At 53.0% G+C, this 16,104-nt stretch carries 13 protein-coding genes and 1 tRNA gene; all 14 read right to left on the bottom strand.

Annotated elements, in window-relative coordinates:
• A partial coding sequence (locus RIC05_RS06490; RefSeq protein ID WP_350044115.1) for a GTP-binding protein occupies nucleotides 1-210 on the bottom strand: 210 nt, incomplete at its 3' end.
• Nucleotides 211-238: 28 nt separating this feature from the next.
• Nucleotides 239-2,320 carry an elongation factor G gene (gene fusA / locus RIC05_RS06485; RefSeq protein ID WP_350059745.1) on the bottom strand — a complete coding sequence of 694 codons (2,082 nt, stop codon included), beginning with the start codon at nucleotides 2,318-2,320 and terminating at the stop codon, nucleotides 239-241.
• Nucleotides 2,321-2,347: 27 nt separating this feature from the next.
• Nucleotides 2,348-2,815, bottom strand: coding sequence for a 30S ribosomal protein S7 (rpsG, locus tag RIC05_RS06480; RefSeq protein WP_350041674.1), 468 nt, complete (start codon nucleotides 2,813-2,815; stop codon nucleotides 2,348-2,350).
• Between the two features lie 12 nt (nucleotides 2,816-2,827).
• Nucleotides 2,828-3,199: a 30S ribosomal protein S12 gene (gene rpsL, locus RIC05_RS06475; RefSeq protein ID WP_350041673.1), complete on the bottom strand. Its 372-nt coding sequence runs from the start codon at nucleotides 3,197-3,199 to the stop codon at nucleotides 2,828-2,830.
• 372 nt (nucleotides 3,200-3,571) lie between these two features.
• Nucleotides 3,572-7,765, bottom strand: coding sequence for a DNA-directed RNA polymerase subunit beta' (gene rpoC, locus RIC05_RS06470; RefSeq protein WP_350059744.1), 4,194 nt, complete (start codon nucleotides 7,763-7,765; stop codon nucleotides 3,572-3,574).
• Nucleotides 7,766-7,873: 108 nt separating this feature from the next.
• Nucleotides 7,874-12,040: a DNA-directed RNA polymerase subunit beta gene (gene rpoB, locus RIC05_RS06465; protein ID WP_350041671.1), complete on the bottom strand. Its 4,167-nt coding sequence runs from the start codon at nucleotides 12,038-12,040 to the stop codon at nucleotides 7,874-7,876.
• 378 nt (nucleotides 12,041-12,418) lie between these two features.
• A complete protein-coding gene (rplL, locus tag RIC05_RS06460) occupies nucleotides 12,419-12,790 on the bottom strand; it encodes a 50S ribosomal protein L7/L12 (RefSeq protein WP_350041670.1) in 372 nt (123 codons plus the stop codon).
• Between the two features lie 55 nt (nucleotides 12,791-12,845).
• Entirely contained in the window at nucleotides 12,846-13,364 is a 519-nt protein-coding gene (gene rplJ, locus RIC05_RS06455; RefSeq protein WP_350041669.1) for a 50S ribosomal protein L10, read from the bottom strand.
• A 280-nt stretch (nucleotides 13,365-13,644) separates the two neighbouring features.
• Nucleotides 13,645-14,343 carry a 50S ribosomal protein L1 gene (rplA, locus tag RIC05_RS06450; protein ID WP_350041668.1) on the bottom strand — a complete coding sequence of 233 codons (699 nt, stop codon included), beginning with the start codon at nucleotides 14,341-14,343 and terminating at the stop codon, nucleotides 13,645-13,647.
• Between the two features lie 4 nt (nucleotides 14,344-14,347).
• A complete protein-coding gene (rplK, locus tag RIC05_RS06445; RefSeq protein ID WP_350041667.1) occupies nucleotides 14,348-14,776 on the bottom strand; it encodes a 50S ribosomal protein L11 in 429 nt (142 codons plus the stop codon).
• A 107-nt stretch (nucleotides 14,777-14,883) separates the two neighbouring features.
• Nucleotides 14,884-15,414 carry a transcription termination/antitermination protein NusG gene (nusG, locus tag RIC05_RS06440; RefSeq protein ID WP_350059743.1) on the bottom strand — a complete coding sequence of 177 codons (531 nt, stop codon included), beginning with the start codon at nucleotides 15,412-15,414 and terminating at the stop codon, nucleotides 14,884-14,886.
• A 4-nt stretch (nucleotides 15,415-15,418) separates the two neighbouring features.
• A complete protein-coding gene (gene secE / locus RIC05_RS06435; RefSeq protein ID WP_044828413.1) occupies nucleotides 15,419-15,616 on the bottom strand; it encodes a preprotein translocase subunit SecE in 198 nt (65 codons plus the stop codon).
• Between the two features lie 51 nt (nucleotides 15,617-15,667).
• A tRNA-Trp gene (locus tag RIC05_RS06430) sits at nucleotides 15,668-15,743 on the bottom strand.
• Nucleotides 15,744-15,875: 132 nt separating this feature from the next.
• On the bottom strand, nucleotides 15,876-16,104 hold a 229-nt coding region (locus RIC05_RS06425; RefSeq protein ID WP_502989543.1), incomplete at its 5' end, for an EF-Tu C-terminal domain-related protein.

Genomic DNA, 16,104 nt, shown 5'->3' with positions numbered 1-16,104 from the left:
ATATTCGACGTGCGCGGTCGAGATCGTGATACCACGAGCTTTCTCTTCCGGTGCTTTGTCGATCATGCTGTAATCCTGGAACGATGCACCGCCGGCTTCTGCCAGAACTTTGGTGATCGCTGCGGTCAGCGTGGTTTTACCATGGTCAACGTGGCCGATGGTGCCAACGTTAACGTGTGGTTTTGTACGGGCAAACTTTTCTTTAGCCATTTCTAACTCCGTTTATTCTGGCTTGGCATCAGCCAGCCGATTTGGCTTTAACTTCGTCCGCAACTGCCTGCGGGACATCGGCATAGTGATCGAACTGCATCACGAACTGGGCACGGCCCTGAGACATGGAGCGCAGTGTGTTGACGTAACCGAACATGTTCGCCAGCGGAACGAACGCGTTAACAACGCGTGCAATCCCACGGGAGTCCATATCGCGGACCTGGCCGCGACGGCTGTTCAGATCGCCAATGATGTCGCCCATATACTCTTCCGGGGTCACTACTTCGACTTTCATGATCGGCTCGAGCAGCTTAGGAGCAGCTTTGGCAAGACCTTCGCGGAATGCTGCGCGAGCAGCGATTTCGAAGGCCATGACGCTCGAGTCGACGTCGTGGTAGGCACCGTCGGTCAGCTTGATCGACAAGTCAGTTACCGGGAAGCCTGCGATCACGCCGTTCGGAAGGGAACTTTCGAGACCTTTGGCAACACCCGGGATGTATTCTTTAGGAACGTTACCGCCAACAACACTATCGGTGAAGCTGAAGCCCGTACCCGGTTCACCCGGTGTAAAGGTGAGTTTGATACGCGCGAACTGACCCGAACCACCCGACTGTTTTTTGTGGGTGTAGTCAACGTCGATCTCTTTCGAGATCGTTTCACGGTAAGCAACCTGCGGCGCGCCGACGTTTGCTTCAACTTTGAATTCACGCTTCATACGATCGACAAGAATGTCGAGGTGAAGCTCGCCCATACCGGAGATGATGGTCTGGCCGGATTCGTGGTCAGATTTAACGCGGAACGACGGATCTTCCTGTGCAAGACGCGCAAGAGCGAGACCCATTTTCTCCTGGTCAGCTTTCGATTTCGGCTCAACAGCGATCTCGATAACAGGATCCGGGAATTCCATACGCTCAAGAATGATCGGCTTGGCAGGATCACAAAGGGTGTCACCAGTGGTGGTATCCTTCATGCCAACCAGAGCAACGATGTCGCCCGAGCATGCGTATTTGATTTCTTCGCGGTTGTTTGAATGCATAAGAAGCATACGGCCGATACGTTCTTTTTTCTCTTTAACAGAGTTGAGAACGTAGGAACCAGCTTCGAGTACACCCGAATAAATACGAACAAAGGTAAGCGAACCGACAAACGGGTCACTCATGATTTTGAACGCAAGACCCGAGAAAGGTGCATCGTCGTTAAGCGGACGTGAATCCGGCTCATCTTCGGTGCCCGGCTTGATGCCGCGCACGTCGTCGATGTCATCCGGAGCCGGCATGTAATCGATGACCGCATCAAGAAGCGGCTGAACGCCTTTATTCTTGAACGCAGTACCAAGAAGGACCGGAACCAGTTCGCCTTTCAGCGTACCTTTACGAAGGCACTTCTTGAGAAGTTCCTCAGACGGCATTTCGCCTTCAAGGTAAGCTTCCATTGCGGCTTCGTCGAAATCGATTGCCTGTTCAATCAGGGCTTCACGATATTCAGCAGCCTGGTCTTTGAGCGAATCACGAATGTCACGGTATTCGAATTCTGCGCCGAGATTCTCGTCTTTCCAGACGATCTCCTGGTTTTTCACCAGATCGACAACACCTTCGAATTCCATTTCGGAACCAATCGGCAGCTGCATAACAGCAACATTGGCACCGAGACGTTCTTTCATCATTTCAACACAACGGAAGAAGTCTGCACCGGTACGGTCCATTTTGTTGACAAAGCACATACGCGGTACGTGGTACTTGTCAGCCTGGCGCCATACGGTTTCGGTCTGCGGCTCGACGCCGGAAACGGCGTCAAACACTGCGCATGCACCATCGAGAACACGGAGCGAACGTTCAACTTCAATCGTGAAGTCAACGTGGCCCGGGGTATCGATGATGTTAATGCGATTATCTTTCCAGAAGCAGGTCGTCGCAGCAGACGTAATCGTAATGCCACGTTCCTGTTCCTGTTCCATCCAGTCCATCGTCGCGGCGCCGTCATGGACTTCGCCGATTTTGTAGGACTTGCCGGTGTAGAAAAGAATTCGCTCGGTGGTCGTAGTTTTACCAGCATCAATGTGAGCCATGATGCCGATGTTACGATACCGAGAGATCGGAGTACGTTGTACCATAATCGACTCTTGATCTTGAGGTCAGAATTACCAGCGGTAATGAGCGAATGCTTTGTTAGCTTCGGCCATACGATGGGTGTCTTCGCGTTTCTTGACGGCCGAACCACGGTTATTGGCGGCGTCCATCAATTCACCAGCGAGACGACCAACCATGGTCGTTTCAGAACGTTTGCGCGAAGCTTCGACCAACCAACGAATGGCCAGTGCCTGACGACGCTCGGAACGAACTTCAACCGGAACCTGGTAGGTAGCACCACCAACACGACGCGAACGAACTTCAACGTTCGGCTTCACATTGTCCATGGCTTCATGGAACTGGGCTACAGGGTCTGCACCCTTGCCTTCCATAACTTCCAAAGCACCGTAAACGATCTTTTCTGCGGCGGATTTTTTACCGTCGAGCATCAGACCATTCATGAATTTAGTGAGAACCTTATCGCCATATTTGGCATCAGGTAATACTTCGCGCTTTTCAGCAGCGTGACGACGTGACATCTGAGCTGCTCCTTATTTCGGACGCTTCGCGCCGTATTTCGAACGACGCTGTTTACGGTCTTTGACACCCTGTGTATCGAGGGTACCGCGAATGATGTGGTAACGCACACCTGGCAAATCCTTCACACGGCCGCCGCGAATCATCACGACAGAGTGTTCCTGAAGGTTATGGCCTTCACCCGGAATGTAAGACGTTACTTCGTAGCCGTTGGTCAAACGAACACGAGCAACCTTACGAAGTGCCGAGTTCGGCTTCTTCGGGGTGGTGGTATAAACACGGGTGCAAACGCCGCGTTTCTGCGGGCATGCTTCCAGTGCCGGAACCATATCGCGCTGCGTGCGCGGTGATCGCGACTTGCGGATCAACTGGTTAATAGTGGGCATTAATTTTCCCTTTGTACTTCAACGGACGCCACGAGGGCGCTGCTCTTATCGACGCACGACGAGCGACCACGCGCCTTCGTACAAGTACGAAAACACGCGAGGACGCCCATAAAATGCAGGAGTTCCTGCCTCGACGGCCGTCAGAGTCGCACTCAAGCGATGGGGGGCGAAAACCGCCCGCTACCGCACAAAACGGCACCGACACAGTTACACCCCCCTAGATTTGGTGGGCGCATACTAGTGACGGCCCCCGTTTGCGTCAAGCAAAACCATGTGGACCTTCGAGTTGGCGCTTCAAACGCCGAGACGAACCGGTGCGTCGATAAGATTTCCGGTTCGCCTCTGATTCTTTAACTATCTGGCGCGACGAGGTTATTCGCCTGCCGGCAGTGAAGGAGCGTCGCCATCGGCTTGCGGGCCGAAGTTGTCGCCAATTTCTTCTTCTGCTTCGATCTGTACCGTTTTGTCGCGTTCGGCGGCCAGTGCACGGAAGCGGTTCATCACCGCACCGGTACCTGCCGGGATCAAACGACCCACGATGACGTTCTCTTTCAGACCGATAAGAGTATCGGTTTTGCCCGAAACAGCTGCTTCGGTAAGAACGCGCGTGGTTTCCTGGAACGATGCGGCCGAGATGAAGGAATGCGTCTGGAGCGAAGCTTTCGTGATCCCCTGGAGGACCGGAGCGCCTTCTGCCAGTTCGCCGCCTTCTTTAACAGCGCGGTCGTTTTCAGCATCGAAATCAACGCGGTCAATAATTTCGCCAACCAGAAGTGTGGTGTCACCCGGTTTGGTGATTTCCACTTTCTGGAGCATCTGACGAACGATGACTTCAATGTGCTTGTCGTTAATCTTCACGCCCTGCAGTCGGTAAACTTCCTGGATCTCGTTGACCAGGTAGTCGGCCAGTGCCGGAACGCCCATAACACGCAAGATATCGTGCGGAACTGGTGAACCATCAAGGAGCTGATCGCCTTTTTCAACGAAGTCCCCTTCCTGAACGGCAAGGTGTTTGCCTTTCGGGATCATGTATTCAACCGGTTCAGTCAGCCCGGAGTCTTCGAGCGGATGAACGATAACGCGACGCTTGTTCTTATAGTCCTTGCCGAATTCGACGCGACCCGGAATGTCCGAGATAATTGCGTGTTCTTTCGGTTTACGGGCTTCGAACAGCTCGGCAACACGCGGCAGACCACCGGTGATGTCACGGGTTTTCGAACCTTCACGCGGAATACGTGCAAGCACGTCACCCGCAGCGACTTTCTGACCGTTCTCGATCGAGAGAATAGCGTCAACCGACAGGAAGTAACGGGCTTCAAGACCATTATCCAGGTTGATGACCTCACCCGATTCGTTACGCAAGGTAACGCGCGGCTTAAGGTCGGACGCCTTGGGCATGCTCTTCCAGTCGATAACCGTCTTGGCCGCAATACCGGTCGCTTCGTCATAGACTTCGCGAATGGTTACGTTCTCAAGAAGGTCGACATAGTTCACATAGCCTTCTTTCTCGGTGATGATCGGCAAGGTGTACGGATCCCACTCGGCCAGTTTCTGGCCACGTGTTACCTGTGCGCCTTCATCAGTCAGAAGTTTGGCACCGTAAGGGACGCGATATTTCGCACGTTCACGACCGGTTTTGTCGATCAGGAGAATTTCGAGGTTACGCGCCATGACGATATTCACGCCCGACGAGTTTTCAACAACTGCGCGGTTTTTCAACTTAACAGTCGCATCGAAATTCGCTTCGACACCGGAAACCTCTGCACCACGCTGTGCCGCACCACCAATGTGGAACGTACGCATCGTAAGCTGAGTACCCGGCTCACCGATTGACTGTGCGGCAATAACACCAACAGCTTCGCCGATATTGACTGTCGTACCACGGGCCAGGTCACGACCATAGCAATGGCCACAAACACCGGTTTCCGCGTCACAGGTCAGAACGGAGCGAATCCGCGACATTTCAACGCCGGCCTTTTCGATCACATCAAGGTGATCTTCTTCGACCATCGCATTCTTCGGCACGATGATTTCACCGGTCGACGGATTAACAATCTCGTCAGCAGTGAAACGACCGAGGATACGATCAGACAGGGTTTCGATAACTTCACCGGAATCGACAACTGCTGCGATGTCGAGGCCACGATCAGTACCGCAATCATGCTGAGTGATGATGCAATCCTGGGCCACGTCCACCAGACGACGGGTCAGGTAACCCGAGTTCGCCGTTTTCAGTGCGGTATCGGCAAGACCTTTACGCGCGCCGTGTGTGGAGTTGAAGTACTCCTGCACGGTCAGGCCTTCTTTAAAGTTCGAAATAATCGGCGTTTCAATGATCGAGCCATCAGGTTTCGCCATCAGGCCGCGCATAGCAGCAAGCTGACGCATCTGAGCGGCAGAACCACGGGCACCGGAGTGCGCCATCATGTAAACCGAGTTCACATTGTCACCTTCAGCCGTCGCCGAAATGACTTTCATCATCGCTTCGGAAACGTCATCGGTGCACTGTGACCAAGCATCAACAACCTTGTTGTATTTCTCACCACGGGTGATGAGACCATCCTGGTATTGCTGCTCGTATTCCTTGACCTTGTCATGGGTGCCGCCAACCAGTGGTTCTTTGGCATCCGGAATGATCATGTCATCCTTACCAAACGAAATACCGGCTTTACATGCCCAGTTAAAACCAAGGCCCATCATGCGGTCAGCAAAGATAACAGTCTCTTTCTGGCCACAGTGACGGTAGACGACATCGATAACGTTCGAGACGTCTTTTTTGGTCAGCAGCTTGTTGATGGTCGAGAACGGAATGCGCGGATGACGCGGCAGAAGTTCCGACAGCAACATGCGGCCCGGGGTCGTCGCGACACGAACCGTGATCGGTTCATTATCGGCATCAACCGTGTGGTAACGGGCATTAACCTTGGAGTGCAGGTTAACAACACCTTCATCCAGTGCCTGCTCGATCTCGGCGATGTTTACAAATGACATCCCCTCGCCCGGCTGACCATCACGTTCCATCGAGATGTAATACAGACCCAGAACAATATCCTGCGACGGCACGATAATCGGTTTACCCGATGCCGGTGAAAGGATGTTGTTGGTCGACATCATCAAGGTACGTGCTTCAAGCTGAGCTTCAAGCGACAGCGGGACGTGAACAGCCATTTGGTCACCATCGAAGTCTGCGTTAAACGCAGTGCAAACGAGCGGGTGAAGCTGGATAGCCTTACCTTCAATCAGGGTAGGTTCGAAGGCCTGAATACCAAGACGGTGCAAGGTCGGTGCGCGGTTAAGCATGACCGGGTGTTCACGGATAACCTGTTCAAGGATATCCCAGACTTCGGCACGCTCTTTTTCCACCATACGCTTTGCAGCTTTGATCGTGGTTGCCATCCCGTACAGTTCCAGCTTCGCATAAACGAACGGCTTGAACAGTTCGAGTGCCATTTTCTTTGGCAGACCGCACTGATGCAGTTTCAGGTTCGGACCCACGGTAATAACGGAACGACCGGAATAGTCGACGCGTTTACCCAAAAGGTTCTGACGGAAACGACCCTGCTTACCTTTAAGCATATCCGACATCGATTTGAGCGGACGCTTGTTGGCTCCAGTGATCGGACGACCGCGACGACCGTTGTCAAACAGCGCATCAACCGATTCCTGAAGCATACGTTTTTCGTTACGCACGATGATATCAGGCGCACGAAGCTCGATCAGGCGCTTCAGACGGTTGTTACGGTTGATCACACGACGGTAAAGGTCGTTCAAATCAGAGGTCGCAAAACGGCCACCATCAAGCGGCACCAGCGGGCGCAGCTCTGGCGGAATAACCGGAATCACTTCAAGGATCATCCATTCCGGGCGTGCTCCAGATTCCTGGAAGGCCTCAATCAGTTTGAGACGCTTGACCAGCTTCTTACGCTTGGCTTCGGAATTGGTTTCCTTGAGGTCGATTTTCGCGGTTTCGCGTTCTTCATCAAGATCGATTGCCGCAAGCATATCGCGGATGGCTTCTGCGCCGATACCGGCACGGAAGCTGTCTTCGCCATATTCTTCCTGGGCAGTCATATACTGGTCTTCGGACAGGAGCTCACCCATTTTAAGCGGGGTAAGGCCCGGTTCGATCACCACATAGTTTTCGAAGTACAGAATGCGCTCAAGATCCTTGAGCGTCATGTCGAGCAGCAAACCAAGACGGCTCGGCAGTGACTTCATGAACCAGATATGGGCAACAGGTGCCGCCAGTTCGATATGGCCCATACGTTCACGACGTACTTTGGCCAGAGTCACTTCGACGCCGCATTTTTCACAGATAATGCCGCGATACTTCATACGCTTGTACTTGCCGCACAAGCATTCGTAATCCTTCACCGGACCAAAAATGCGCGCACAGAACAAACCGTCGCGTTCCGGCTTAAAGGTCCGGTAGTTGATGGTCTCCGGTTTCTTGATTTCACCAAAGGACCAGGAGCGAATACGCTCCGGGCTGGCAATCTGGATCCGGATCTGATCGAAGCTCTGGGTGCCCTGCGGCTGCCCGAAGATCTTCATCAACTCGTTCATAAAGGCTCTCCCGCTATGCCCGGTCTCGCCGGGTTTCGCCAATTTCAGGCCGAAAGATGCGTCATGGCGACCGGGATGTCCGGTTGGACATCCCGATCTGCCAAACACTTAAAAGTCGTTCTGCTCAAGCTCGACATTGAGACCAAGCGAACGGAGTTCTTTAACGAGAACGTTAAACGACTCCGGAATGCCAGCCTCGAAGGTGTCTTCGCCACGAACGATAGCTTCGTAAACCTTGGTACGGCCCGAAACGTCATCCGATTTAACCGTAAGCATTTCCTGAAGCGTGTATGCAGCACCGTAAGCTTCGAGTGCCCATACTTCCATCTCCCCGAAACGCTGGCCACCGAACTGCGCCTTACCACCCAGCGGCTGCTGGGTAACAAGTGAGTACGGACCAATCGAACGTGCGTGGATCTTGTCGTCGACCAAGTGGTGCAGTTTGAGCATATAAATATACCCAACAGTCACCTTGCGATGGAATTTCTCACCCGTACGACCATCATAAAGGTCGACCTGGCCAGAACCATCAAGGCCGGCTTTCTCAAGCATACGAACAACATCAGGCTCACGTGCACCGTCGAAGACCGGAGTGGCCATCGGGACGCCGCGACGCAGGTTGTTGCCAAGCTCGATGACATCACCATCAGAAAGCTCTTTGATGCCAGCGATGTATTCGTCGCCTTCATAGACATCATTAAGCTTGCTGCGCAGATCTTCCATCTGACCACGACCGTCAGCAACAGCATCGACAAGTTCGCCGATCTGTTCGCCAAGACCACGTGACGCCCAACCAAGGTGGGTTTCAAGGATCTGGCCAACGTTCATACGCGATGGAACACCAAGCGGGTTCAGAACGATATCGACCGGCGTACCGTCTTCGAGGTGCGGCATGTCTTCAACCGGCATAATGCGCGATACGACACCCTTGTTCCCGTGACGGCCAGCCATCTTATCGCCCGGCTGCATTTTACGTTTAACGGCAACGAAGACTTTAACCATCTTCATCACGCCCGGCGGCAATTCGTCACCAGCCTGCAGCTTGTTAACTTTGTCATCGAAACGGGCCTGAAGAACAGCGATCGATTCTTCGAACTGTTTTTTCAGAGCTTCGATATCAGACATGACAGCGTCATCAGCAACTGCAATCTGGCGCCAAAGACCACGTGCAACACCCGAAAGGCTGTCTTCGGTGATCTCGCCCGAGAGGGCCTTAGGACCATCAACAAGCGACTGGCCAAGCAGAAGGTTTTTCAAACGACCATAGAAGTTGCGCTCAAGAATGGCGCGTTCGTCATCACGGTCCTTTGCGAGACGTTCGATTTCCGAACGTTCGATTGCCAGGGCACGTTCGTCCTTGTCGACGCCACGACGTGAGAACACGCGGACTTCAACAATGGTACCGAACTGTCCCGGTGGGACACGCAGCGACGTATCACGGACGTCAGATGCTTTTTCACCGAAGATGGCACGCAGAAGTTTTTCTTCCGGTGTCATCGGGCTTTCGCCCTTCGGCGTTACCTTACCGACAAGGATATCGCCCGGTTTGATTTCCGCACCGATGTAAACAATGCCCGCCTCGTCGAGGTTTTTAAGGGCTTCTTCACCGACGTTCGGAATATCACGGGTGATTTCTTCCTGACCCAGCTTGGTATCGCGGGCCATGACTTCGAATTCCTCGATGTGGATCGAGGTGTAAACGTCATCACGTGCGATACGCTCGGACAGAAGGATGGAATCCTCGAAGTTGTAACCATTCCACGGCATGAACGCGACAAGCACGTTACGGCCGAGGGCAAGTTCACCCATATCGGTACACGGACCATCCGAAATGATGTCGCCTTTTTCAACAACATCGCCAACTTTAACCAGCGGACGCTGGTTAATGCAGCTGCCTTGGTTGGAACGCTGATATTTCAGCAGGGTGTAGATATCCACACCCGATTCCGAGGCGGCAATGTCACCGGTTGCGCGAATAACCATACGGGTCGCATCAACAGATTCCACAACACCATCACGGCGTGCGATCAGGGTTGCACCCGAATCACGTGCCACTGGAACTTCCATACCGGTCCCGACATACGGTGCTTCAGAGCGGATCAACGGAACCGCCTGACGCTGCATGTTCGACCCCATCAGTGCGCGGTTCGCGTCATCGTTCTCAAGGAACGGAATGAGCGCGGATGCGACCGATACCAGCTGCTTCGGCGAGACGTCCATAAGGTCGATCTCTTCGGAGCGGGCCATATAGTGGTCACCGGCTTTACGTGTATTGATCAGTTCGTTCGCGAAGTTAAAGCCTTCAGTCAACGGTTCGTTGGCCTGTGCGATAACATAACGACCTTCTTCGATCGCCGAAAGATAGATCACTTCCGGGGTCACGTTGCCGTCGACAACCTTACGATACGGGCTTTCGATGAAGCCGTACTGGTTGACACGGGCGAAGGTTGCCAGCGAGTTGATCAGACCAATGTTCGGACCTTCCGGCGTTTCAACCGGGCAGATACGACCATAGTGGGTCGGATGAACGTCACGAACTTCAAAGCCTGCACGCTCACGGGTCAAACCACCTGGTCCAAGCGCCGAAAGACGACGTTTGTGGGTGATTTCCGAAAGCGGGTTGGTCTGATCCATAAACTGCGACAGCTGCGAAGAGCCGAAGAATTCACGAACAGCAGCCGCAACCGGCTTTGCATTGATCAGGTCATGCGGCATGACGTTGTCGATCTCGACCGAGCTCATACGCTCGCGGATCGCACGTTCCATACGCAAAAGACCAACACGGAACTGGTTTTCCATCAACTCGCCAACCGAACGCAAGCGACGGTTACCAAGGTGATCGATGTCGTCGATTTCGCCGCGACCGTCTTTCAGGTCGATGAGAACACGAACGACTTCCATAATGTCTTCACGACGCAAGATACGAACGGTGTCTGCACATTCAAGATTAAGACGTGCATTCATCTTCACCCGGCCAACAGCCGAGAGATCGTAACGTTCTGAATCGAAGAACAGGCCTTTGAACATAGCTTCCGCACCCTCAAGGGTCGGCGGCTCGCCAGGGCGCATAACGCGATAGATATCCACAAGGGCTTCTTCGCGGTTGCTGTTCTTGTCCAGTGCGATGGTGTTGCGCAGATACGGACCAACCTTGTTGTGATCGATCATCAGCAGACGAACGGAATCGACATTCCATTCTTTCAGCTGTTCGAACACTTCTTCGGTCAGTTCGTGACCGGCTTCTGCCAGAATTTCACCGGTTTCGCCGTCAATAAGATCATCGGCCATGAACCAGCCGTTAAGCTGCTCTTCCGGTACGAGGATCTCTTTGACACCGTCTTCGGTGATCTTGGCAGCAGAACGCTTGGTAATTTTCGAACCTGCTGCTGCAAAAACGTCGCCGTTGCTTGCATCAACAAGATCGTGAACCAGCTTCTGGCCGATATAACGGTCTGCATTGAATTCGGTAACCCAACCATCTTTGGTCCGGCGGTATTCTGCCGACTCATAGTAGTAGTTGAGAATTTCTTCCGGGGTAAGACCCTCGATTTCCGACGGATCGACAGAGCGCCCTTCTTCGGCACGCTGTGCACGCAGCTGTTCAGACTCAAGATTTTCAAGAGCCATAAGCAGCGTGGTCGCCGGCAATTTGCGGCGACGGTCGATACGGACATAAAGAATGTCTTTTGCGTCGAATTCAAAATCGAGCCACGAACCACGATAAGGAATAACACGCGCAGCAAACAGATATTTGCCAGAGCTGTGGCTCTTCCCTTTGTCATGGTCGAAGAAGACGCCCGGCGAACGGTGCATCTGAGAAACGATCACACGCTCGGTGCCGTTCACGATAAAAGTACCGTGTTCGGTCATAAGCGGCATGTCGCCCATATAGACGTCTTGTTCTTTGATATCGCGGATCGAACGGGCACCCGTGTCCTCGTCGATATCCCAGACAACCAGACGCAGTGTTACACGCAGCGGTGCGGCAAAAGTCATGCCCCGCTGGCGACACTCTTCTGTATCGTATTTCGGCTGCTCAAGTTCGTACGACACGAATTCAAGAGTTGCGCGTTCCGAAAAATCTTTAATCGGAAAGACGCTCTTGAAGACTTCCTGAAGACCTGCATCATTCCGCTGCTCCTGCGGCGTTCCGGTCTGCAAAAACTTATCGTAGGAATTCTTTTGAACCTCAATGAGGTTCGGGAGCGGAGCGACTTCGCTGATCCGTCCAAAGCTTTTGCGGATGCGCTTTCGACCAGTAAAGGACTTATCCATCATCGTTCCTTTAATCGCGCCTCCCCACACCGTCCGAACTCGTTCGTCTTCATCCTGTACCGTTCCCGATTTACGCAAAACGCATACAGCACGACGACGCCCGAGCCCCGTACGGGGCGGGCGTTCACTTGATTATGACCGTGGATGTTATGTGACATCCAACTTGAATGAGATCACTGATCCCTCGGCTGTCGACGCCGTCAAAGATAACCTTTGACCTAAACAGCCTACCGTTATGTACGATTACCTTTGGCAGCGTCAACCGTTAAATTCCTGTTCGCGTCGCTGCATCACCCGAAACACAATTGCCCGGTGCACAGAGACGGATGGGCCGGCGCCCGAAGGACGCCGACCCAGACCTTGGCAAGAAGCCGTCGATTATTTAAGTTCGACGGTTGCGCCTGCTTCTTCAAGTTTCTTCTTGATTTCAGCAGCTTCGTCTTTCGACGCGCCTTCTTTAACAGCTTTCGGTGCGCCTTCGACCAGGTCTTTGGCTTCTTTGAGGCCAAGACCGGTGATGCCACGTACTTCTTTAATGACGTTGATTTTCTTTTCGCCAGCGGCGGTCAGAATAACGTCAAATTCGGTCTGCTCTTCAGCAGCAGCGGCAGCAACGCCACCAGCAGCAGCTACAGCAACCGGAGCAGCGGCAGAAACGCCCCATTTTTCTTCGAGCAATTTGGAAAGCTCTGCAGCTTCCAGAACGGTAAGAGCGGAAAGATCTTCAACAATCTGATTGAGATCGGCCATTGTAGTAGTCTCCTAGGCTTGAACTTAGATATCAAAGATATCTGGATAATTTGGTTTACGCGGCTTCGCCTTTTTCGGCGTGTGCCTTCAGCACCTGGGCGATCTGAGCCGCCGGCTTGGAAGTCAGCGTAGCAATACGCTGTGCCGGGGTCTGGATCATACCAACCAGTTTCGCACGAAGTTCGTCCAGCGACGGCAGTTCTGCCAGAGCTTTAACGCCCTGTTCGTCCAGAATCTGTTCGCCAATGGCACCAGCAACAATAACGAGCTTGTCGTTGGTTTTTGCGAACTCGGAGGCTACTTTTGCGACCGATGCTGGATCAGCTGAATAGCCGATTGCAACCGGGCCGGTAAAGTAGTCTGCAAGACCAGCAAATTTAGTGCCTTCAAGAGCAAGTCGCGTAAGCCGGTTTTTGGTGACCTTGAAGCCCGCACCAGATTCACGCATCTGTGCACGAAGAGCGGTAATTTGTGCAACCGTCAGCCCTTTATACTGGGTAACGATTACGCCTTCCGCTGCTCCGAACACTTCGCGCATTTCTGCTACGAACTGTTGTTTTTCTTCGCGGTTCACTTTTAGTCTCCGACATTGCTTATTGCCCTGAACCCCATAAAGAGGTTCACAGACGCGACCAATCCTTTCGAACTGGTCTGTGACGCCCATCCGTTTGCCAGATGTCCAAGCCTTTTGTGAGCCCCATACGGGGAAAACCAAGAACCGGAACCTCTGCCTATGCAGGAAATTAAGAGCGATTAATCTCACTCACCTGCAGTCTGGGACAGACAGGTAGAGAGGGCATAAAGCCCCCTCCGGTCCTGACCGATCCGAAGACCGGTCAGAATTCGAAAAATTCTTATTTCGACGCGATGTCAGCAATCGACAATTTGACGCCAGCACCCATGGTGGAGCTGATCGCCGCACGCTGAAGGTAGATACCTTTTGCGCCAGCCGGTTTTGCTTTTACAATCGCAGCGACAAATGCTTTTGCATTTTCGATGATCTGATCTTCGCTGAACGAAGCTTTGCCGATACCTGCATGTACGATACCGGTTTTCTCCGCACGGAACTGGACCTGGCCAGCTTTTGCGTCGGAAACTGCGGTAGCAACATCCATGGTTACGGTGCCGAGTTTCGGGTTCGGCATCAGGCCACGTGGGCCGAGAACCTTACCGAGACGACCGACAACAGCCATCATGTCCGGGGTTGCAATAACGCGATCATAGTTCAGATCGCCTTTCTGCATTGCTTCCATCAGATCTTCTGCACCAACAGTGTCTGCACCAGCTTTGAGTGCTTCTTCTGCTTTGGCGTCTTTTGCGAAGACTGCAACGCGCATGGTTTTACCGGTACCATGCGGAAGAGAAACAACACCACGGACCATCTGGTCAGCGTGACGCGGATCAACACCAAGGTTCATTGCCATTTCGATGGTTTCATCGAATTTGGCTTTTGCACCTTCTTTGACGAGTTTGACAGCAGCTGTCAGCTCGTACTGGGTGTTACGGTCGATGCCCTCATAGGCCTGGGCAAGGCGTTTACCAGTCTTGGCCATCGTCTTACTCCACAACCTCGAGACCCATCGCACGGGCAGAGCCCTCGATCATTGCCATCGCGCCTTCAACGTCAAATGCGTTGAGGTCAACCATTTTGGCTTCTGCGATTTCTTTGACCTGTGCTTTGGTAACTTTACCAACAAAACCTTTACCGGTGGTGCCGGAACCTTTTGCAATGCCTGCTGCCTTTTTCAGGAAGTAGGATGCTGGCGGGGTTTTGGTAACAAAGCTGAATGAACGGTCGGAATAAACGGTGATGACGACCGGAATCGGCATACCTGGTTCCATCTGCTGGGTAGCAGCGTTAAATGCTTTGCAGAATTCCATGATATTCACGCCGCGCTGACCAAGAGCCGGACCGACAGGCGGTGACGGATTGGCTTTGCCGGCGGGAATCTGCAGCTTAAGATAGCCGTCGATTTTTTTCGCCATTAGAGTACCTCTTACAGAAGCGCGCGGTCCGGTCATGGCTGACCTCCCGCGCTTTAAAGTCCGGCCTGCGTATAGCAGACCGGGACATCATTTTACAAGATCGTTTTTTAAAGCTTCTCGACCTGGGCGTATTCCAGCTCGACCGGCGTTGAACGACCGAAGATCGAAACAGACACCTTAAGGCGTGCTCGTTCTTCATCAACACCTTCGACAACACCGTTAAACGATGCAAACGGGCCGTCGGAAACGCGTACTTCCTCACCAACCTCGAAAGCGATGGTCGGTTTCGGACGATCAACCCCTTCCTGCACCTGATGCAGAATGTGCTGAGCTTCCTTTTCGGAAATCGGCATCGGCTTACCACGGCTACCAAGGAAATCGGTAACTTTGGCGGTATTTTTGACCAGATGCCAGCTTTCGTCAGTGAGATCCATCTTCAGCAGGACATAGCCCGGGAAAAACTTCCGCTCGGCATTGACCTTGGTGCCGCGACGCACCTCGACAGTTTCTTCCGTCGGAACCAGGACCTCTTCGATTTCGCCCTCAAGACCTTTCTTGATGGACTGCTCGCGGATCGACTGGGCGACCTTTTTCTCAAAACCGGAGTGAACGTGCAAAACGTACCAGCGATGCGCCATGACCTTAACCCCCAACACCAAAGACCAGCTTGACACCCCATGCGAGGAGCTGATCGACAACAAAGAAGAAAATCGACGCAAGAGCCACCATTACGAAGACCATAATGGTAGAAACAGTCGTTTCCTTACGGGACGGCCACGAGACTTTCTTTGCCTCGGTGCGGACCTGCTGTACGAATTGTGCTGGCGACGTTTTAGCCATTGTTGGGGTTACACCGCTTTCTAATACTTTGTTTCACAACCCGGAAAAAATTGGCAGGAGAGGAGGGACTCGAACCCCCGGCACTCGGTTTTGGAGACCGATGCTCTACCAACTGAGCTACACTCCTACAAGATCGACAGAAAGTTGAAAACTTTATCTTCTTTCTGGCTCATCCCTGCCCGGGCGGCAGGGTGTGCGGGCGGGTTATAGCCGCCCGCACATCCAAGATCAAGCACTCAATCGTGCAAAATCTCAAAAATTACTCAAGGATCTTGGCAACAACGCCCGCGCCGACGGTACGACCGCCTTCACGGATTGCGAAACGCAGACCTTCGTCCATTGCAATAGGTGCAATGAGGGTTGCGGTCATCTGAACGTTGTCACCCGGCATGACCATTTCGGTGCCTTCTGGCAGCTCGATCGAACCGGTGACGTCAGTCGTACGGAAGTAGAACTGAGGACGGTAGTTCGAGAAGAACGGCGTATGA

This window comes from Thalassospira sp. (assembly GCF_040218635.1).
Taxonomy (GTDB): domain Bacteria; phylum Pseudomonadota; class Alphaproteobacteria; order Rhodospirillales; family Thalassospiraceae; genus Thalassospira.
The sequence above is the reverse complement of the archived record's forward strand: the minus strand, read 5'-3'. Positions and strand labels throughout refer to the sequence as shown.

Coding starts and splice junctions, on each gene's coding strand:
- fusA (WP_350059745.1), bottom strand. CDS start 2,320: ATGGTACAACGTACTCCGATCTCTCGGTATCGTAACATCGGCATCATG.
- rpsG (WP_350041674.1), bottom strand. CDS start 2,815: ATGTCACGTCGTCACGCTGCTGAAAAGCGCGAAGTATTACCTGATGCC.
- rpsL (WP_350041673.1), bottom strand. CDS start 3,199: ATGCCCACTATTAACCAGTTGATCCGCAAGTCGCGATCACCGCGCACG.
- rpoC (WP_350059744.1), bottom strand. CDS start 7,765: ATGAACGAGTTGATGAAGATCTTCGGGCAGCCGCAGGGCACCCAGAGC.
- rpoB (WP_350041671.1), bottom strand. CDS start 12,040: ATGGATAAGTCCTTTACTGGTCGAAAGCGCATCCGCAAAAGCTTTGGA.
- rplL (WP_350041670.1), bottom strand. CDS start 12,790: ATGGCCGATCTCAATCAGATTGTTGAAGATCTTTCCGCTCTTACCGTT.
- rplA (WP_350041668.1), bottom strand. CDS start 14,343: ATGGCCAAGACTGGTAAACGCCTTGCCCAGGCCTATGAGGGCATCGAC.
- rplK (WP_350041667.1), bottom strand. CDS start 14,776: ATGGCGAAAAAAATCGACGGCTATCTTAAGCTGCAGATTCCCGCCGGC.
- nusG (WP_350059743.1), bottom strand. CDS start 15,414: ATGGCGCATCGCTGGTACGTTTTGCACGTTCACTCCGGTTTTGAGAAA.
- secE (WP_044828413.1), bottom strand. CDS start 15,616: ATGGCTAAAACGTCGCCAGCACAATTCGTACAGCAGGTCCGCACCGAG.